Source organism: Paenibacillus sp. MMO-177 (assembly GCF_037147795.1).
Taxonomy (GTDB): Bacteria; Bacillota; Bacilli; order Paenibacillales; family Paenibacillaceae; genus Pristimantibacillus.
In genome coordinates this window covers 1-18,345 of record NZ_JBBCUR010000007.1, presented here as the reverse complement: position 1 = coordinate 18,345, position 18,345 = coordinate 1, and the positions used below count along the sequence as shown (strand labels likewise).

The 18,345-nt window shown below is 52.5% G+C and carries 20 protein-coding genes; 17 read left to right on the top strand and 3 right to left on the bottom strand.

All coding sequences use genetic code 11. The features are described from left to right. The first annotated feature begins 13 nt into the window (after positions 1-13). The 7 genes from aroE to WFK81_RS22155 are packed head-to-tail and all read left to right on the top strand — an operon-like array spanning position 14 to position 4,502. Positions 14-895: a shikimate dehydrogenase gene (gene aroE, locus WFK81_RS22185; RefSeq protein ID WP_336788558.1), complete on the top strand. Its 882-nt coding sequence runs from the start codon at positions 14-16 to the stop codon at positions 893-895. Positions 896-953: 58 nt separating this feature from the next. After that, entirely contained in the window at positions 954-1,265 is a 312-nt protein-coding gene (gene yhbY / locus WFK81_RS22180; RefSeq protein WP_336788557.1) for a ribosome assembly RNA-binding protein YhbY, read from the top strand. 32 nt (positions 1,266-1,297) lie between these two features. Beyond that, the gene (nadD, locus tag WFK81_RS22175) at positions 1,298-1,888 is read left to right on the top strand and encodes a nicotinate-nucleotide adenylyltransferase (RefSeq protein ID WP_336788556.1); all 591 of its coding nucleotides are present in this window, start codon (positions 1,298-1,300) and stop codon (positions 1,886-1,888) included. Next, positions 1,878-2,450 (top strand): bis(5'-nucleosyl)-tetraphosphatase (symmetrical) YqeK, encoded by a 573-nt coding sequence (yqeK, locus tag WFK81_RS22170; RefSeq protein WP_336788555.1) that lies wholly within the window; start codon positions 1,878-1,880, stop codon positions 2,448-2,450. Before nadD ends, yqeK begins: the two co-directional genes overlap by 11 nt. Positions 2,451-2,453: 3 nt before the next feature. Then, positions 2,454-2,801 carry a ribosome silencing factor gene (gene rsfS, locus WFK81_RS22165; RefSeq protein WP_127497094.1) on the top strand — a complete coding sequence of 116 codons (348 nt, stop codon included), beginning with the start codon at positions 2,454-2,456 and terminating at the stop codon, positions 2,799-2,801. Beyond that, positions 2,798-3,736 (top strand): CvfB family protein, encoded by a 939-nt coding sequence (locus WFK81_RS22160; RefSeq protein WP_336788554.1) that lies wholly within the window; start codon positions 2,798-2,800, stop codon positions 3,734-3,736. The genes rsfS and WFK81_RS22160 overlap by 4 nt, the downstream gene beginning before the upstream one ends. Before the next feature lie 4 nt (positions 3,737-3,740). Continuing rightward, positions 3,741-4,502: a class I SAM-dependent DNA methyltransferase gene (locus WFK81_RS22155; protein WP_336788553.1), complete on the top strand. Its 762-nt coding sequence runs from the start codon at positions 3,741-3,743 to the stop codon at positions 4,500-4,502. 125 nt (positions 4,503-4,627) lie between these two features. On the opposite strand, the gene WFK81_RS22150 is transcribed toward WFK81_RS22155, so the two are convergent. Together WFK81_RS22150 and WFK81_RS22145 are read right to left on the bottom strand one after the other, a co-directional pair. Then, positions 4,628-5,260, bottom strand: coding sequence for a thymidine kinase (locus WFK81_RS22150; RefSeq protein ID WP_336788552.1), 633 nt, complete (start codon positions 5,258-5,260; stop codon positions 4,628-4,630). Between the two features lie 150 nt (positions 5,261-5,410). Next, positions 5,411-5,632 (bottom strand): hypothetical protein, encoded by a 222-nt coding sequence (locus tag WFK81_RS22145; RefSeq protein WP_336788551.1) that lies wholly within the window; start codon positions 5,630-5,632, stop codon positions 5,411-5,413. Positions 5,633-5,950: 318 nt separating this feature from the next. Between WFK81_RS22145 and nrdI the strand changes: the two genes are divergently transcribed. From nrdI to WFK81_RS22110, 7 genes are all read left to right on the top strand, one after another. After that, a complete protein-coding gene (gene nrdI / locus WFK81_RS22140; RefSeq protein WP_336788550.1) occupies positions 5,951-6,364 on the top strand; it encodes a class Ib ribonucleoside-diphosphate reductase assembly flavoprotein NrdI in 414 nt (137 codons plus the stop codon). Next, the gene (nrdE, locus tag WFK81_RS22135; RefSeq protein WP_336788549.1) at positions 6,297-8,381 is read left to right on the top strand and encodes a class 1b ribonucleoside-diphosphate reductase subunit alpha; all 2,085 of its coding nucleotides are present in this window, start codon (positions 6,297-6,299) and stop codon (positions 8,379-8,381) included. Before nrdI ends, nrdE begins: the two co-directional genes overlap by 68 nt. A gap of 71 nt (positions 8,382-8,452) precedes the next feature. Beyond that, positions 8,453-9,409: a class 1b ribonucleoside-diphosphate reductase subunit beta gene (nrdF, locus tag WFK81_RS22130; RefSeq protein ID WP_336788548.1), complete on the top strand. Its 957-nt coding sequence runs from the start codon at positions 8,453-8,455 to the stop codon at positions 9,407-9,409. 160 nt (positions 9,410-9,569) lie between these two features. After that, positions 9,570-10,025: a GyrI-like domain-containing protein gene (locus WFK81_RS22125; protein WP_336788547.1), complete on the top strand. Its 456-nt coding sequence runs from the start codon at positions 9,570-9,572 to the stop codon at positions 10,023-10,025. A 145-nt stretch (positions 10,026-10,170) separates the two neighbouring features. Beyond that, positions 10,171-10,968, top strand: coding sequence for a PhzF family phenazine biosynthesis protein (locus WFK81_RS22120; protein WP_336788546.1), 798 nt, complete (start codon positions 10,171-10,173; stop codon positions 10,966-10,968). A gap of 32 nt (positions 10,969-11,000) precedes the next feature. Next, positions 11,001-11,684, top strand: coding sequence for a YjjG family noncanonical pyrimidine nucleotidase (locus tag WFK81_RS22115; protein ID WP_336788545.1), 684 nt, complete (start codon positions 11,001-11,003; stop codon positions 11,682-11,684). After that, the gene (locus WFK81_RS22110; protein ID WP_336788544.1) at positions 11,681-12,346 is read left to right on the top strand and encodes an HAD family hydrolase; all 666 of its coding nucleotides are present in this window, start codon (positions 11,681-11,683) and stop codon (positions 12,344-12,346) included. Before WFK81_RS22115 ends, WFK81_RS22110 begins: the two co-directional genes overlap by 4 nt. Before the next feature lie 326 nt (positions 12,347-12,672). On the opposite strand, the gene WFK81_RS22105 is transcribed toward WFK81_RS22110, so the two are convergent. Next, positions 12,673-13,854 carry a GGDEF domain-containing protein gene (locus WFK81_RS22105; RefSeq protein WP_336788543.1) on the bottom strand — a complete coding sequence of 394 codons (1,182 nt, stop codon included), beginning with the start codon at positions 13,852-13,854 and terminating at the stop codon, positions 12,673-12,675. Positions 13,855-14,265: 411 nt separating this feature from the next. On the opposite strand from WFK81_RS22105, the gene WFK81_RS22100 reads away from it, so the two are divergent. The 3 genes from WFK81_RS22100 to WFK81_RS22090 all read left to right on the top strand — a co-directional run. Further along, positions 14,266-15,396, top strand: a complete 1,131-nt coding sequence (locus tag WFK81_RS22100; protein ID WP_336788542.1) for a glycosyltransferase family 4 protein — start codon at positions 14,266-14,268, stop codon at positions 15,394-15,396. A 2-nt stretch (positions 15,397-15,398) separates the two neighbouring features. Next, entirely contained in the window at positions 15,399-16,667 is a 1,269-nt protein-coding gene (locus WFK81_RS22095; RefSeq protein WP_336788541.1) for a metallophosphoesterase family protein, read from the top strand. After that, on the top strand, positions 16,664-18,345 hold a 1,682-nt coding region (locus tag WFK81_RS22090), incomplete at its 3' end, for an AAA family ATPase (RefSeq protein WP_336788540.1). The genes WFK81_RS22095 and WFK81_RS22090, both read left to right, overlap by 4 nt.

The following is an 18,345-nucleotide window of genomic DNA, read 5'->3' as shown; positions in this document are numbered from 1 at the left end:
GGGAACGGGAACATTGACGGTATCCGCGCTTGACAATGGGATTACGGGAAACCGTATTGACAGCCAAACGGTGCTGTATGGCGTAATCGGAGATCCGGTTCGTCATTCGAAATCACCGATTATGATGAATCGCGCTTTTCGCGAGACGGGAATCAACGGAGCCTACTTGGCCTTTCATATTACGCCGGGCAAGCTTGGAGATTTTGTTGCGGGCATTCGGGCGATGGGCGTACGGGGAGTGAATGTGACGATTCCCCATAAGCTGGATATTATGAAGTATATGGATGAGATTAACGCAGGCGCGCAGGCGATCGGAGCAGTCAATACGATAGTGAACGATAATGGCCGGTTAATCGGATATAATACGGACGGGATCGGTTATGTCCGGTCCTTGAAGGAAGAGGCCGAGCCGGAGCTTGCGGGCAAGCGGATTCTCGTTATTGGCGCCGGGGGCGCATCTCGCGGAATCGTGTACGCGCTCGCCGGCGAGCAGCCTTCCGGCATAACGATCGCCAACCGTTCGGTGGAGCGGGCTGAGGAGCTTGCGCAATCGTTCCGGTCTCTGGCGGATATTCGCGCGATTGCGAACGATGAACTGCAGGCTGCCTGTGGCGAAGCGGATATCGTCATTAACACAACCTCGGTTGGCATGCATCCCCATACTGATGCATCTCCGATTGAGGCATCATGGCTGAAGCCGGGCGCCGTTGCGAGCGATCTGATTTACAATCCGCTCCGCACCAAGTTCCTGCTGGACGCTGAGCGGCACGGCTGCCGCGTACACGGCGGACTCGGCATGTTTATTTACCAGGGGGCTTACGCCTTCGAGTATTGGACAGGGCAGGCAGCTCCTGCAGCAGCGATGCGCGAGACGGTATTGCAATCCCTTGTCTGATTTATTTTTATTATAAGAGAAAATTGACAACCCTATAGAGACGAAAGAAGGAACAACCATGTTAACAGGCAAACAAAAACGTCACCTCAGATCGCTGGCCCATCATCTTCAGCCGATCTTCCAGGTAGGCAAAGGCGGCACCAACGACCAGCTTGTCCGTCATATCGAAGAAGCGATTGAAGTAAGGGAACTGATCAAGATCTCGGTATTGAACAATTGCATGGACGATCCAAGAGAGATCGGCGCGGAAGTGGCGGAAGCTGCCGGCGCCGAGCTGGTACAGGTAATCGGCAAAACAATCGTTCTATACAAGGAAGCGACGGAAGAGAAGAACCGCAAGATTGAGCTGCCGAAGGCTGCGGCGAAATAGTGCTGTCGCCCGAAAAGGATGGTTAGCGCTTCATGAGCAGAATAGGCATTATGGGCGGAACCTTTGATCCGGTTCATACCGGACATCTGATTGCAGCCGAGGCAGCGCGCGACGGCTGCGGGCTGGACGAGGTATGGTTTATTCCGACCTTTCAGCCGCCGCTTAAGGATAATGAACCGGGTGCGGGCAGCGAGCTTAGACTTCGGATGGTGCAAGAAGCGCTGAGCGGCAACCCGGCCTTCAAAGCGCTGGACATTGAGCTGGAGCGCGGCGGAATGAGTTATTCCATCGACACGGTGCTGGAACTGAAGAAGCGGTACCCGGATGCCGCCTTTTCCTATATTATCGGTTCGGACCGGATTAACGACCTGCCCAAGTGGCATCGTATTGAAGAGCTGGCGGAGCTGATAACTTTCATTGGGCTGGAGCGGGAAGGGACAGCGGTACAGCTGGACGAACTGCCAGAATATATTCGCAGGCGCGTGACGATGGCGTCCATGCCGCCGATCGGCATATCGTCTACGGATATTCGAAGCAGAGTGCAAGCGGGGCGTTCGATTGCTTATCTGGTGCCGGACACCGTTCATCAGTTTATAAAGGGGAGAGGGCTTTATGAATCGTGAACAAATGATCGAATCGGTCAAATCGCAAATGCCTGAGAAACGTTGGAAGCATGTGGAGGGTGTAATGGAGACCTCCATGATCCTTGCCGAGCGGTTCGGGGAAGATCCGGTAAAAGCGGAGCTCGCCGCTATCCTGCACGACGTGGCGAAATATTGGCCGATCGCCAAGATGGAGCAAATAATTCGGGAACAGCAGCTTGACCAAGGGCTGTTGAAGCACGATAAAGCATTATGGCATGCCGAAGTCGGATATTGGGTAGCTGAGCACCAATATGGCGTGAAGGACCGGGAAGTGCTGGATGCCATCCGGTATCATACTTCGGGACGGGTAGGCATGACCAAGCTGGACAAAGTGGTTTGTCTGGCCGATTACATGGAACCGGGACGGGATTTTCCCGGGGTCGAACGCATACGCGAGCTTAGCGAGACGAATCTTGAACAGGCGCTTATCGCCGGTTTCGACTCTACCATCTCTTTCCTGCTCGAAAAAGGGAACCGGATTTATCCCCTTACGGTGGAATCCCGCAATGATTTAATTGAACAGCAAAAACAAGGAGGTTGAGCTATGACCGTACATTCGGATGAATTGCTGCAAATTACGGTGGCGGCTGCGGAAGACAAGAAAGCGCATCGCATCGTAGCATTAAACTTGAAAGAAATCTCTCTGGTGGCTGACTATTTCGTTATCTGCCACGGTAATTCAGATACGCAGGTGCAGGCGATTACGACGGAAATCCGCAAGCAGGCGGAAATGCGCGGCGTGCGCGTAAAAGGCATCGAAGGCATGGATTCGGCGCGCTGGGTGCTGATTGACCTTGGCGATGTTATCGTCCATGTATTCCACCGCGACGAACGCGATTACTATAATATCGAACGCCTGTGGTCCGATGCGAAGGTAGTGGAATTCGCATGAGTCTGACAGCCGGTACAATTGTAACTTTAAGGGTGGCACGCGAAGTGTCGCCCTACGGCTATTTCCTGACCGATGAAGAGTCGGAGGTGCTTCTGCACTATACCGAGCTGGTAGGCAAGAAGCCGAAAATCAACGATGAAGTAGAAGTCTTTATTTTCTACGATTCCGAAGACCGGATTGCCGCAACGATGAAGCGTCCAAAGCTCCTGCTAGGAGAGATGGCGCGGCTGAAGGTTGCCGACGTGCATCCGCGTCTTGGCTGCTTCCTGGAGTTTGGGCTGGGACGGCAGCTGCTGCTTCCGATTTCCGAGCTGCCGGAGAAGGTGGAGTTCCGCCCGCTGCCGGGCGATGAAGTCCATGTCGTGCTTGGACATGACAAGGCGGGACGTTTGCTTGCCAGAACGGCTGGCGAAGACGAGCTTGGGCCGCTTGTATTCGAGGCACCGCAATCGTGGCGCAACCAGTGGGTGGAAGGCTGGGTCACCAAATCGCTTCAGATGGGCTCGTTTGTGCTTGTTGACGGCGGCGTGGTTGGCTTTGGCGTATACGGACTGATTCCGGCACCCGAGCGTGTCCGTCCGCTTCGCCTTGGCGAGCGGGTATCCGCGCGCGTAACGTTCATCCGCGAAGACGGACGCGTAAATCTGTCGATGGCTAAGCTGAAGCAGGAAGGGCGGCTGGAGGATGCAGACCGCATTCTGGCCTTCCTGAAGGAGCGTCCGGGCGGCGGCATGCCTTACTCCGACGAATCGCCTGCGGACACGGTCAAGCAGCGATTCGGCATTAGCAAATCGGCTTTTAAGCGCGCTTTAGGGAAGCTGATGAGGGAGGGCCTCATTACGCAAAAAGGAAGCTGGACTTATCTGGCGGATCCGGCCAAAGCGGATGATGCCGGTGCGGATGCCGCTGCATCTGCCAAGCCTTCGGAGGAATAACCGCATGGATGCATACGGTCAATTCGCATCGGTCTACGACCGGCTGATGCGTGACATGCCTTACGAAGACTGGCTGCAATTCGCCCACGACAGTTGGGAGCGGTACGGTATGCCGAGGACGGTTGCGGATCTTGGCTGCGGGACAGGCAGCATTGCGATTCCTCTGGCCTTATCCGGGCTCGAGGTATACGGCATCGACTTGTCTGCCGATATGCTGACCGTTGCGCGGAGCAAATGGGATGAAGCTTCGTCGCAAATGGCCCGCGCACGGGGGAATGCAACCTGGCTGGAGCAGGATATGCGGGACTGGACGGTTGCGGAGCCCGTGGACGCGGTCATTTCGTTCTGCGACTGCGTGAACTATCTGACCGAGGAAGAAGACGTGGAGGCAGCCTTTAAGTCGGCTTACGATAATTTGCGCGAGGGCGGACTATTCTTGTTCGACGTCCATGATCCGAAGGTGTTCCTTCGTTACGCGGAGGAGCAGCCTTTTGTTCTGGACGAGGATGAAGTCGCTTATATATGGACTTGCGAGCTGGACGAGTCCCGTCTGCAGATCGAGCATCATCTGACTATATTCGCCGAGGAGAAAAGCGGCAAGTTCGAGCGCTTCGAAGAAATGCACGAACAGCGGGCGTATGGCCGCGGCTGGATGGAAGCCGCCTTGAAGCGCGCTGGCTTCCGCACGGTCGACTGCTATGCGGACTTTGAACTCGAGCCGGCGGGAGACCGTTCGGAACGGTTGTTTTTTGCGGCGGTCAAATGACGAGCTTGGAGTATTAAAACAAACAGGGTTGTCTTCCGTCACTTCGAGTGACAGGAGACAACCCTGTTTGTTTTCCTTCGCGACACGTCTGCTCCTCCATCTGAGGGCTTAGCAGACGTGTATGCTTAAGGCGCTGTAATGGCGTCTGTGAGCTCTTCCGCAGCATCGCCCGTCACTTTGTGCGGAGGGACGAAGCAGGAGCGGCAGCGTGGCTCGTAGCTCTCCGTATCGCCGATCAGAAAGACCGGTCCAAGCTTGGCGGGTTTGCCGTTGACGATACGCTGGGTGAAGGTCGCGTTGGCATCGCCGCATACGGCGCAAAACGACGTCAGCTTTACGATTTCGTCGGCAATCGCCAGCAAGCCGCCGATGTAGCCGAATTCTTTGCCCCGGTAGTCCATATTTAGACCGTCTACGATAATATGTTTCCCTTGGTAGGCCAGCTCCTCTACCAGGGCGATGATAGGCTTCCCAAAAAAGGATGCTTCGTCAAACGCCACAACGTCGGCATCTCTCGACTCGAGCAGGATTTGCTCCACCGACGATGAGGGGAGCGCGCGCGGTACGCTTGTTGCGGGAAGGCGGTAGCCGATCCGGCTGACGATCTCTTCGTTGCTGAAGCGGTCATCCTCGGCCGGCTTGTAGGCCCGCACCTGCTTGCGGCCGTATTGCATCAGCTTCTGGCAGCGGCGGATAAGCTCTCCCGACTTCTCCGAAAACATCGGTCCGATTATGACCGTAATGAACCCTCTATCCATGACTTATCCCTTACCTTTGCTACAATGGTTGTATTATTTTATCAGAATAAGTCGCGGATGCAACAGGGGTATTCGACATAATTTTTAATTGGCGGACACTAGATATAGATTTTGCTCTAAATCTTTGACGTCCAAATTCCGATCTATTAATTACTCCCTTAAAGCGTCTTTCAATCGGGTGTTCATAGAATCCGAGGAAGCCGATCCGCGGGCGGCCGCCAGCCTCAAACGTTTCAACTCCTGCTTCAGACGATCGTTCTCCCGGGTTAAACCATCTATGTAAGGCAGCAGCTCGGGTACGGTGTATCCGGCATCCCGGAACAACTGGAGCATGGCTTCCCGCAGCAGCTCCGGCGTCATTTGCTTGTCCATTTGTACCTCCGTAATAGCAATAAAATGTCACTATCCCATCATATCTTCATCTGTTAAAATAGTCGAGTGTCGAAAAAGCCCATTTAAATATTTTCTCCATAATTTGCATTGACGAGACCTATATCTTGATGTAGAATCAAATTCATCAACTACATATTGAGTTGTGTAGTCAGATTTCAACGATTTTGTCAACTAGCGCATTTGACATTTTTGCTGTCAGAAGCGCTTTTATATTGCTGAAATTTCAGTGATAGACGTTGCTAGATCGATGCTTACGAAGTAAGAATTGCTCTGCAATTCTTTTGAGGAGAGAGAAACATGCTGGTAGTCTACGATTCAAGAACAGGCAATGTGAAACGCTTTATTAATAAATTGAATATGAGAGCGATGCCCATTGGCGAGCTTGATCTAGTGGACGAGCCTTTCGTTCTGGTCACCTACACGACAGGATTTGGTCAGGTGCCGGACCGCGTCATGAGTTTCTTGAACCGCAACGGCAATAAACTGCAAGGGGTATCCGCAAGCGGCAATCGGAACTGGGGAGACGGCTTCGCGAAGAGCGCAGATACGATCTCAAGCCTGTTCAACGTGCCGGTCATATCGAAGTTTGAACTATCCGGTACGAATCAAGATATGGAATACTTTGTCGAAAGGGTGCGAAATATTGAAACACATCGAGCTGAACAACGAACTGATGCAACGGGGAGCGGACGGCTTCTATCAATTGGATAAAGATAAAGAAGCGGTAGCCGCTTTTATGGAGGAAGTGGAAGCGAAAAGCGTGAAATTCGGTTCCCTCCGCGAGAAGCTGGACTACCTCATCGAGAACGACTTTTACGAGAATGTATATGAGAATTATACATATGAGCAAATCGAAGCGGTATTTAATCTAACCGAGAGCAGCGGCTTCCAGTTCGAATCGTATATGGCCATCTCGAAATTCTACAAAGACTACGCAATGAAAACCAACGATAAATCGAAATACCTCGAGCAATATCCGGACCGCGTAGCGATCGTTGCCCTGAACCTCGGCGAAGGCGACGGCGCGAAAGCGCTCCGCATCGCGGAAGCGATGATCGAGCAGCGACTGCAGCCGGCTACCCCAACGTTCCTGAACGCTGGCAAAAGCCGCCGCGGCGAGATGGTATCCTGCTTCCTGCTCGAAATGGACGATTCCTTGAACTCTATCAACTATGTGCTTGGCACATGCATGCAGCTGTCGAAAATCGGCGGAGGCGTAGCGGTTAACCTGTCCAAGCTGCGCGGACGCGGCGAGGCAATCAAGGGCGTTGAAGGCGCCGCGAAAGGCGTTATGCCGGTACTGAAGCTGATGGAGGACGCATTCTCCTACGCGGACCAAATGGGTCAGCGCAAAGGCTCCGGCGCAGGCTACTACAACATTTTCGGCTGGGATATTATCGAATTCCTCGACTGCAAGAAAATTAACGCCGACGAGAAAACACGCATCAAAACGTTGTCGATCGGCTTGATCATACCGAATAAATTCTATGAGCTGGCTGCAAAGAACGAAACGCTGTACGTCTTTGGCCCTCATTCCGTTCATAAAGCATACGGCACGCACCTCGACGACATGGATATGGACGTTATGTACGAAGAGCTGCTCGCTAACGATAAAGTCGTGAAAAAAGCGGTCATGAACGCCCGCGACATGATGACAAAGATCGCTTCGATCCAGCTGGAGTCCGGCTATCCTTACATCATGAACAAATCGAACGCCAACCGAGTTCACGCCCTGAAGGATATCGGTCAAGTCAAGATGTCCAATCTCTGTACCGAAATTTTCCAAGTGCAAGAGACTTCGACAATCAACGACTACGGCATGGACGATGTAATTCGCCGCGACATCAGCTGCAACCTGGCATCGCTGAACATCGTTAACGTCATGGAACGCAAAAAAATCAAAGAATCCGTCCATGTCGGCATCGAAGCTTTGACGACGGTCAGCGACGTATCCGAGATCGACAACGCTCCCGGCGTACGCAAAGCAAACGAAGAGCTTCACTCCGTTGGCCTTGGCGCAATGAACCTGAACGGCTTCTTCGCGAAGAACAAAATTGCTTACGAAAGCGACGAAGCGAAAGAGTTCGCGAGCGCATTCTTTATGATGATGAACTACTACTCGATCGAGAAAAGCATGGAAATCGCCAAAGAACGCGGTACAAGCTTCAAGGATTTCGATCGTTCCGAATACGCAAAAGGCACTTATTTCACCCGTTATATCGAAACGGACTTCCGTCCAACGTCGGATAAAGTAAAAGAACTGTTCGAAGGCATGGAAATCCCGTCTCCTCAGGACTGGGCTGAACTGAAAGAGAAAGTGCAAAAACACGGCCTGTACCATGCTTACCGTCTGGCGATTGCGCCAACGCAAAGCATCTCGTACATCCAAAACTCGACTTCGAGCGTTATGCCGATCGTAGAGCATATCGAGACTCGCACTTACGCGAACTCGACAACGTATTATCCGATGCCTTACCTGGCTCAAGATAATTACTTCTACTACAAATCGGCTTACAATATCGATCAATTCAAGCTGATTGACCTGATCTGGGAAATCCAGCAGCACGTGGACCAAGGCATCTCGACCGTCCTTCACGTGAACAGCAACGTAACAACCCGCGAACTGGCGCGCTTCTACATCTATGCCGCTCAGAAGGGCCTCAAATCGCTCTACTATACGAGAACGAAGCGTCTTTCCGTTGAGGAATGCACAAGCTGCGCCGTATAATTCGAACTAATGACAAGGCTGCCGGAAGATAAACAATCGGAAAGCAGCCTTTAACCAAAGGAGCAGGATTGATGAAAGCAGTAAACTGGAACCGTCCGGATGACGATTTTACGCTTACCTTCTGGCAGCAGAACGTGATGCAGTTCTGGACAGACGAAGAAATTCCACTTTCCGACGATAAAATGGACTGGATGGAAATGAGCGACACCGAGCGCACCGTATACAAAAACGTGCTGGGCGGACTGACGCTTCTCGATACGATTCAAGGCGGCGTGGGCATGCCGAAAATTCTCGAGCATGTGGACGGCCTGCAGCGTAAAGCGGTACTCGCGTTTATGTCGATGATGGAGCAAATCCATGCGAAGTCGTACTCCAGTATCTTCACGACGCTGGCTTCGACGGAAGAAATCGACGCCATCTTTGGGTGGGTAGAGACAAACGAGCAGCTGCAGAAGAAAGCGACTCTGATCTCTTCCTGGTACCAAGGCATTGAAACGAAGCAGCAGCTGTACAAAGCGATGGCAGCTTCGGTATTCCTGGAAAGCTACCTGTTCTACAGCGGCTTCTTCTACCCGCTCTACCTGGCCGGCCAAGGCAAAATGACAAGCAGCGGCGAGATTATCGACCTGATCCTCCGCGACGAAAGCATCCATGGCCTGTATGTTGGCGTTCTGGCTCAAGAGCTGTTCAACGGATTCACGACGGAAGAGCAAGCTCAGCTGAAAGAAGAAGTGTTCGCCCTTCTGAACACGCTGTATGAGAACGAAGTGGTTTACACGGATAACCTGTACACCCCGATTGGCCTGCAGGAGGACGTTAAAACTTACGTTCGTTACAACGCAAACAAAGCACTGATGAACCTGGGCTTTGAACCATACTTCCCGGAAGAGCCGGTTAACCCGATCGTCTTCAACGGCATCAGCACGCATACGAAGCAGCATGACTTCTTCTCGAAAAAAGGCAACGGTTATGTGCGTACCGTTCATATCGAGCAACTGCGCGACGAGGACTTCGTTTTTAATATGTAAGATCATTCACAGCCGGCTTCCGAAGCCGGCTTTTTTTTGTTTGCGGGGGACCGGAAAAAACAATTAAAATACTATCCTGAAAATGGTAATTCATGTTACACTATTGGCGAAATAAAAGCTCATCCTAGCGTAGACGTACAATACTTTAGGAGGAATTCGCTTGGACAACTGCTCTATTATTACGAAGCCTGCCATTCATTTGGCCGGCATCAGCTATTGCGGTCCTTATTCCACATTTCCGGATGAGGCGATCCGGCTGCAGAGCGAGTTTTTATCCCGCAAGCATGAATTAAATACCGTATCCAAATCACCTGTTCTGTACAGCCCGTATTTCGGCAATGAAGTATTTGCATCCTATTGGGCCTGTTATGAGGTGTATCATATGGAGGAGCTTCCAAGGGGCATGGTACAGTTCACGATTCCGGAACACCGCTATGCCATGGTGGCCACCTCGAACAAACGAATTGGCGAAGCCTATGAGCAATTGTTTGCTTGGATGAATGAGCGGAAGCTGAACAAGCATGACAGCGCGCTTGCGATTGAAGTATTTTATATTAACGAACGCCATTGGGAAGAGGAAGAAGTCGAGCTTCTAATTCCGCTAAGGGATGAATAATTAGATTACAACCTGCCTCTATCGCTGCTGCTCCTCTTCGAGACGCGCGATAGAGGTTTTTTATATCTGCATGCCGCTTCTTCCAAGGAGAGATGCAGTCGTTTGCGTTTGTCGTTTATAATAAGGATAACAGGGAGGGCGGAAGATGAAGCCGATGTATGTGGTGGATGCTTTTACAAGCGAGCCATTCCGGGGTAATCCGGCAGCGGTGTGCTTATGCGAGAAGCCGGAGGATGAACGGTGGATGCAGCAGGTGGCGGCGGAAATGAATCTGTCCGAGACGGCCTTTCTGGTTCCGATCGAGGAAGGCTATGACCTGCGTTGGTTTACTCCGGAGACGGAAGTTGACCTAGGAGGGCATGCCACGTTGGCAGCCGCTTTTATGTTGTGGCATACGGGGAGAATTCGTTTCGATCAGACGGCCCTGTTTGTAACGAAAAGCGGTGTAATAACCGTAGCCTACGATGCCATTGAAGGCTGGATGACGATGGACTATCCGGAAGAGACGCCGAGGCCGGTAAATGCGCCGGAAGCTCTTATCCATGGTCTTGGGCTAATTCCGCGTTATACCGCCAAGAACCGTCAGGATTACGTCGTTGAGGTGGATAGCGAGCAAACCGTACGCAGTCTAAGACCGGATCAGCAGCAGCTTGCCGCCACAGGCGGCAGGGGAATCATTGTAACGGCAAAGGCAGCTGCAGGTGCGCCCTATGATTATGTAGCGCGCGTCTTTTTCCCGAATGCGGGTATATTGGAGGATCCGGTTACGGGCCTAGCGCATTGCGCGCTTGCGCCGCATTGGGCCAAGAGGCTCCGCAAACAGGAGCTGACGGGTTATCAGGCTTCGAAACGGGGCGGCATCGTGAAGGTGGCTGTGAACGGCAGCCGCATTCTGTTGGCCGGCCAAGCGAGGATGATTTTGCAAGCAACACTGGAAGTCTAACACTAATAATGAGCAAGGAGAGTTTGACTGCAATGAACTACGACGTGATACTATTTGACGCTGACGATACGCTATTCGACTATAAGAAAGCAGAGGACTTCGCTCTGACAAGCGTGTTTGAAGAATTTGGGGTTCAATCGCCGGATACCGACTATGTAGCCCTCTACCGGACCATCAATCAGGAGCTGTGGAACGATTTCGAAAAAGGGGCGATCTCGCTTGCGGAGCTCCGCGTAGAACGCTTCAGCCGGCTGTTCAACGGAACGGGCCTTACGATTGGAGCCGAGGAGTTCAGCAACCGCTATCTCGGTTATCTGGGAGCAGGTGCATACCTGATCGACGGAGCTGTGGAGCTTGTGGAAGAGCTCCGTTCCAAGGTAAGACTGGCGATTATTACGAACGGAATCCGGGAAGTGCAGCTGTCGCGTTTTTCCAAGGCAGGCGTGGACCATTACTTCGAGCATATTATCGTATCCGAAGATACGGGCTATCAGAAGCCCCATACCGGCATTTTCGATTACGCGTTTAAGAAGCTTGGCATTACCGACCCGGCCAGAGTGCTCATTGTTGGAGACTCGCTCACCTCCGATATTCAAGGCGGGCTGAACAGCGGCATCGATACTTGCTGGTATAACCCGCATAACAAGCCGAATGAGACGCCCGTTAAGCCGAAATTCGAAATCAAACAATTATCCGAGGTGCTGACTCTTCTATGACAAAGACGTATTCATCGATTTTATTCGACCTGGACGGGACGTTAACGGACCCCAAGCTGGGCATTACAAGCGCCATTCAATATTCTCTAAGCAAATTCGGCGTCGACATCGACAATTTGGATGTACTGGATCCTTTTATCGGACCGCCGCTTGCCGGCTCGTTTAAGGAGTTTTACGGCTTTACGGACGAGATGTGCACGGAGGCGATCAAATACTACCGGGAATACTTCGCGGAGAGAGGCATGTACGAGAACAAACGGTACGAAGGCATTAAAGAAGTGCTCGCGGTCTTGAAGGAGCAGGGAGCTTCCTTATACGTCGCAACTTCGAAGCCTGCCTTTTTCGCGGAAAAAATCATTGCCTACTTCGAGCTAAGCGAATTTTTCGAGTTTATCGGCGGCAGCAATCTGGATAATACTAGGGTCGATAAAGGCGAAGTGATCGAGCATGTGCTTCTAACCTGCGGTCTGTCCGCGGAGGATGCCGTGATGATCGGCGACCGCAAGCATGATATTATCGGGGCCAAGCGCCATGGCATGGATTCGGTTGGTGTCGGCTATGGTTATGGCAGCGAAGAAGAGCTGAAGCTGGCGGAACCAACCTATTTGGCAGGTACGGTGGACGAGTTGGGCCAGCTGCTGGTTGGATTGGTAAGGAAGTAATTGATGCTTGACGAGATAGTGTCTGCTCTCCGGTGAGGGAGCAGGCATTTTTGTTGTGGGTTAGCGGCGTGTAAGCCGCTTTTGGAGCTTACAGAGCTGCAAAGAGAGTGGAAATGGTGCTGTAAGCTTCTATGGAAGCTTATGTATGAGCAATGGAAGGGAATAGTGCTGTGGTAGCGTTTTGTAAGCATCTTTTGGAGGCTAGGGAGGTAATTAGAAGGTGGAAAAGGTGCTGTAAGCTTCTTTAGATGCTTACAGCACAGGGGATGGGACAAAAAACAAAGTCTAGTCCGGGCAGATTGCAGTTGCCTGGTCTAGACCTTCTTCTATGAAGTAGATAGTGCTTTTTTCTTGCTGGAAGGCATGGCATTGAACAAGGTGACCTTGTTCTTGCCGGTTGTTTTGGAATGGTACATGGCTTCGTCCGCCAGCTTGATGAGCTGGATAACCTCCTTAGCGTCCTTGGAGGTGCTTACGCCAACGCTTACGGTTACGATGGTTTCTTTCTCAACGCGGCTGCGGATCGACTCGGCGACACGGTCCGGTTTCACCCGGTCGATTGAGATGCAGGCAAGCAGCTCCTCTCCGCCGTATCGGCCGGCCGCGCCGATGCCAGCTGACTCTTCCTTCATAATTTCCGCGACCTGCTTCAGCACGCCGTCGGCCTTATGATGGCCATGCGTATCATTCAGCTTCTTGAAATTATCGATATCGCAGAAGATGACGGCGAGACCCTTTTGCCTCTGCAAGATCTGTTCGGCCTTGGAAGTGAAGTGCCGCCGGTTGTACAAGCCCGTCAAGCCATCCGTAATCGACGATTGATAAGTCATCATCAGCCGTTCAAGGACCCACTCGAACAGCAGGAGGAACAACTGCATGAAATAGACGATCGGAAGGAAATAACTGAGCAGCACCAGCCAATCCACAGAACCGTGAAAGACGTAGCCGTCGGCAATTCTAGACAGGTCGAGAATAAAATAAGTAATAAGACTGGCCGAGAATTTGCCGTTCATTTCGGCGCCTTTGGTGCCAAGCAGAATCATAAAGGTTACGATTAAAGAGTAGAAATCGAGTCCAAGGAGACGGTATTGCCCTCCCGGCAGCAAGGTGTCATCCGAAGGATCCATAAACATGGACTGCACCGCGGCAATAACAAAGGTTAAGACGATGAGCAGAACAAAAGGCGTAACTTTTATTTGCGCTCCGCGATGAGTATATAATTTCATGAAGACAAAGTTTATAATGATAAAAGAGACGATTTGCAAAATCATCGAAACGATATGCAGCCATGGCGGAAGCTTCTGCTCGGGATACGCGAGCATGGCCAGTACGGTATTTTGCACCATAAACAGCGGGATCGTCAGGGTAAGCAGCCGGTAGATGCGTTTGTTCCGATAGCTGGTATACAACCGGGTGGACATGAAGAGCATCAATATAAGGATGATAATGACACAAGCGGAAGAAATAAGTTGGCCGTTGGGCCCGGTTAGCCAGGTTAAGATTGTCATAATGTAGTATCACCATATCCTATGGAGTGTTGCTTTACAGAAACATATGTTCTAATATATCATGATTTACGAGCTGGTAAAAGCATGACCGTAGAACGAATCTGCCTAACAAAGCATCTATCTAATAATAAAGATATCGGCTTTTGACAGGGTAAAATTAAAGTTCGCGTGCTAATTATAAGCGAAATGCTTACGAAGTAAGAATTGCTTCACAATTCTAAGATGATGCTTACGAAGTAAAAATCATCACAATAGCGATTAAAAACGCTATTAGTGTGATAATTTTTAAGCAAATGCTTACGAAGCAAAGAATTGCTTCACAATTCTAAGATGATGCTTACGAAGTAAAAATCATCACAATAGCGATTAAAAACGCTATTAGTGTGATAATTTTTTTTAGGAGGAAGGACATTGAATATACTACAGGCTTTGTTTTTTCCGCCGGAACAACCGGGCGGCGTGTCCTCCATGGTGCCTTATATTCAAGAGCGATTTTTGAAGCTAGGCTGGCAAATGGAATTATTCTCGCTTCCGAAGCGGGTAAGAGGAAAAGGACAAGAGGAAATCGTATTCGAGACTTTTGACGTGACACCGTTTCTCGGTGATCCTATCGTAGATAAATATTTGCAGACGATGCGGGACTATATTTGGTGGACGCGTCTGCGATTGAAGCGCTCCTATGATATTATTCATGCGCATCATCCGATAGCGGCGCTTGTGATGAAGCAGCTGTTCCCGGATACGCCGGTCATGATGACGATTCACTCCTCCTTCGAACGGGAGCTTGTCCTGAACGGTAAAATCGAGGAAAACAGCATCGCGCACCGGTTCCTGACCTCCATCTATGGCGAATTGGAGGCAAAGCTGGACCGGCTGCTGACGGTATCCGATTCTTTCCGGACTTATCTATCGCCTTATATGAAGGATTCCTCCGCCATTAAGGTTATACCTAACGGCTTCGACGAGAAGCGATTCAAGCCGATTGCCCACGAGAATGCCGTTCCGCAGTTTATTACGGTATGCCGCCTGGTGCCTGCGAAAGGTCTGGATATTTTGCTGCATGCCTGCGCGGAGCTGAAACATCGCGGCCATCCTTTTGTCCTGCATATTATCGGGGACGGACCGATTCGGGAAGAGCTGGAGCAGCTGGCGGTCCAGCTGGACTTATATGATGATATTATTTTTTACGGCTATATGCTTCATCCGGAAGAGTTCATGCCGTTCTTCGACGTCTTTGTTCTGCCGTCGCGCGCGGAAGCCTTCGGCTCCGTGTTTGCCGAGGCGGCATTATGCTGGCTTGCCTTAGTGGGGACCAATGTCGGCGGTATCGCGGAGCAAATCGAAGACGGCGTAAACGGGTTGTTAGTACCTCCGGAAAATGCGCCGGCCCTTGCCGATGCGCTTGAGAAGCTGGTAACGGATCCGACCTACCGGTACAATCTTGCCCGTACCGGCTGGGACAAAGCGAAAAAGGTCTATTCGCTACAGCGGGTAATCTCGCAGCTGAAGAAAGTTTACTTATCGCTGAAGCCGGAGGAGTAAACGTGACGATTCCTTTTCGATTTATACACGCGGCAGACTTGCATCTCGATAGCCCGTTCCGCGGCATGAGCAAGTTGCCGGATGCCCGGAAGGAGAAGCTAATGGCTTCTACCTTCGGCGCCTTGCGACGGTTAACGGATACGGCGATCCAGGAACGGGTTGATTTCGTCGTAATCTCCGGCGACTTGTATGACGAAGCGGATTGCTCTCTAAAAGCGCAGTTATTCCTATTAAAAGAATGGGAACGCCTGCAGCATTACGGGATATCCGTATTTGTCATCCACGGCAATCATGATCCGCTGAACGGCGCGCGGGCGGAGCTGAAACTGCCGGCCAACGTGACGCAATTTGGCGCGAGTGGCATGGAATATCGGCCGGCTTACTGCAGAAACGGTGAGCTGGCCGCTTTTGTTTACGGGATGTCTTACGGGAAACGGCATGTAACGGAAAATTTGGCCGCCCGTTATACGCCTGTTGAAGGAGCGCCATTTCATATCGCTTTGCTGCATGGCAACGTAAACGGGGATCTATCCCATGATCCTTATGCTCCTTGCTCGCTGGAGGAGCTAATCGGCAAAGGCTTCGATTACTGGGCGCTTGGCCATATACATACAAGAAAAGTAATGCATGAATACCCGCATGTCGTGTATTCGGGCAATATTCAAGGGCGCAATCCGCGGGAGACCGGGCCAAAAGGGTGCTATTTAGTAGAGGTCTCCGTATCAAAGGCGGTTCAGCTAACTTTTATTCCGCTTGATGATGTTCGCTGGCTGGACGGGGGGCTGCCGATTAACGGCCTGCATACGGAGCAGGAGCTGCTGCAGCTATTGGAAGAGCAGGTGGAGCAGCTTGCGGCTCAAGGTGACGGACGGCCTGTTATGGTTCGTTTAAGGCTGGAAGGGCAAGGCCCGCTGCATCATAAGCTGACGGAGATGATTACCGTACGGACCTTGCTGGAACAGCTGCAGCAAGGTTCGCAATACGCATGGGTCTACGCGCTTGAGGTAAATACGCGCGCGGAGGTTCGTTTGGCAGAGCTTGAAGACGAAAACAGCTTCGTCGGCGAGCTGTTCAGGCTAACGCAGCGGTTAGAGCAGGATCAGGAAGCTTGGAGGCGGGAAGCGGCCGCCGCCGTTGCGCCGCTCTCCGGCCATGCCAAGCTGGGAAGGCTGCTCCGAGGGCACTGGGACGAGCTGCCCGAGCATTGGCTGGAGCAGGCTAAGGAGCATGTGCTTGGCTTGCTGACGGCTGAAGGGAGGAAGGATGAATGAAGCTGTTGGAAGTCCGGATTGACGGCTTCGGCCAGCTGCAGGGATTCAACTGTAGGCTGGACGGTCCTTCCGTTGTTTTATATGGCATGAATGAAGCGGGGAAAAGCACGTTGTTCGGATTTATCCGGACAATTTTATTCGGTTTTGCAAGGCGGAATCAGCCTGCGGAACGGCAGGAGCCTGTTAATGGCGGCACTCACGGCGGACAGCTGGTATTCCAGGATGCGGAAGGCCAAACCTATATAGCGGAGCGGTACGCACATGTAAATGGAGGCCGTCTGAAGCTTAGAAGGATTAACCTTACGAAGGATGATATTCAATCTGATGCCGAGGAGAGCTGGCCAACTCAGGAGGAATGGGAGCAGAGCTACCTTGGAGGAACAAACGAAAAGCTGTTTCGCGAGCTGTATGCGATCACGTTAACGGAGCTGCAGCAGGTCGGAGCTTTATCGCATGAGGAATTAGGCCGTTATCTATACCATGCCGGATGGGAGAACGGCAAGGTTATTGCGGCCGCCGAGAAAAAGCTGCAGCTCGAAATGGAGCAGCTGTTCAAGCCGCGCGGGGCTAACCAGCAGATCAATAAACTGCTGAAGTCGCTGGAGCAGACCGAGCAGGAGCTCCGGAAGCAGGCTGATGCGATTCAGGTATACAATGAACTTCAACAGGAGCTTGACCGGGTTAGCCGGGCAATGGAACAGCTTGAGGCAGAGCTGCCGCGTCGGCAGTCTGCCGTGCAGCTTGCAGGAAAAGCGAACGCGATAAGACCGTTATGGCTGAAGCTGCTAGAATTAGGTATGGAGCGTGAAGGAATTGCCGAGGCTGAACGGATTACGGCTGAAGCGGAGCATAGCTGGCAGGAGCTGCGGAGGGAGCAAAAAAGCCGCACGCAAGAGCAAGAACAGCTTGAGCATGAGGGGGAGCTGATCAGGCAAAAGCGCAAGGCCATTCTGGTAGACAAAGAGCTGCTTGCCCGAAGAGAAGAAGCGGAAGCTTTGCTGTCTGAGAGCGAACGGATGCAGCTTTTGAGAGAGGAAAAGATTACGCTGACTGCCGAGCTGCAAGCGGACGCAGAAGCTTTAACCCGGCTGCTAGGCCGCATTTCCCCGAATTGGGGAGAGCAAGAGCTGCTGGCTTTACGGTTAACCGTCGCGGACCGGGAATATGTTCGCGGGCAGAGACAGCTTGAGGCGGAAGCCGGGCGAAGCTCGGAACGACTTAACGCCGATCTGCAGGCCGTTATCCAGCAGGAGCGGGAGGCGGCGCAGCAGCTTGCCGAGGCGGAAGCCGAGCTTGCGCGCGCGGAAGCTGCAGCAGGCGGACGCAGCGTGTTCGGCAGCGCGGCGTTCCTGCCGCAGACGAGCGACGCTATGCGCGCAGCGTGGAACAGCTGCGACGCCGCGCTGCGCGAGTGGGAGCTGGAGCGGCTGCAGGCATCAGCCGCTCTGGAGGAGGCGGGCCAAAGCTCTGCCGGCCCGCTATGGATTGGAGCGGCGCTGGCAGGCGGCGCCGCTGTGGCTCTTGGCGCCGCCTTGCTAGCCGGCGGCGCTTTCCCCGGCGCAGCCGGCGCTGCCGCTGCGCTAGGCGCGCTCGCGCTGGCGCTGGCGGCGCCAGCCGCGGCCCGCGGGCGCCGCGCGGCTAGGCGCAGGCCGCGGCGCGCTCGCGGCCCCGCGCCGGC

Coding starts and splice junctions, on each gene's coding strand:
- nrdF (WP_336788548.1), top strand. CDS start 8,453: ATGAAAGCAGTAAACTGGAACCGTCCGGATGACGATTTTACGCTTACC.
- WFK81_RS22120 (WP_336788546.1), top strand. CDS start 10,171: ATGAAGCCGATGTATGTGGTGGATGCTTTTACAAGCGAGCCATTCCGG.
- WFK81_RS22150 (WP_336788552.1), bottom strand. CDS start 5,260: ATGGATAGAGGGTTCATTACGGTCATAATCGGACCGATGTTTTCGGAG.
- WFK81_RS22155 (WP_336788553.1), top strand. CDS start 3,741: ATGGATGCATACGGTCAATTCGCATCGGTCTACGACCGGCTGATGCGT.
- WFK81_RS22145 (WP_336788551.1), bottom strand. CDS start 5,632: ATGGACAAGCAAATGACGCCGGAGCTGCTGCGGGAAGCCATGCTCCAG.
- yqeK (WP_336788555.1), top strand. CDS start 1,878: ATGAATCGTGAACAAATGATCGAATCGGTCAAATCGCAAATGCCTGAG.
- yhbY (WP_336788557.1), top strand. CDS start 954: ATGTTAACAGGCAAACAAAAACGTCACCTCAGATCGCTGGCCCATCAT.
- WFK81_RS22105 (WP_336788543.1), bottom strand. CDS start 13,854: ATGACAATCTTAACCTGGCTAACCGGGCCCAACGGCCAACTTATTTCT.
- WFK81_RS22115 (WP_336788545.1), top strand. CDS start 11,001: ATGAACTACGACGTGATACTATTTGACGCTGACGATACGCTATTCGAC.
- nrdI (WP_336788550.1), top strand. CDS start 5,951: ATGCTGGTAGTCTACGATTCAAGAACAGGCAATGTGAAACGCTTTATT.
- WFK81_RS22110 (WP_336788544.1), top strand. CDS start 11,681: ATGACAAAGACGTATTCATCGATTTTATTCGACCTGGACGGGACGTTA.
- nadD (WP_336788556.1), top strand. CDS start 1,298: ATGAGCAGAATAGGCATTATGGGCGGAACCTTTGATCCGGTTCATACC.
- rsfS (WP_127497094.1), top strand. CDS start 2,454: ATGACCGTACATTCGGATGAATTGCTGCAAATTACGGTGGCGGCTGCG.
- WFK81_RS22160 (WP_336788554.1), top strand. CDS start 2,798: ATGAGTCTGACAGCCGGTACAATTGTAACTTTAAGGGTGGCACGCGAA.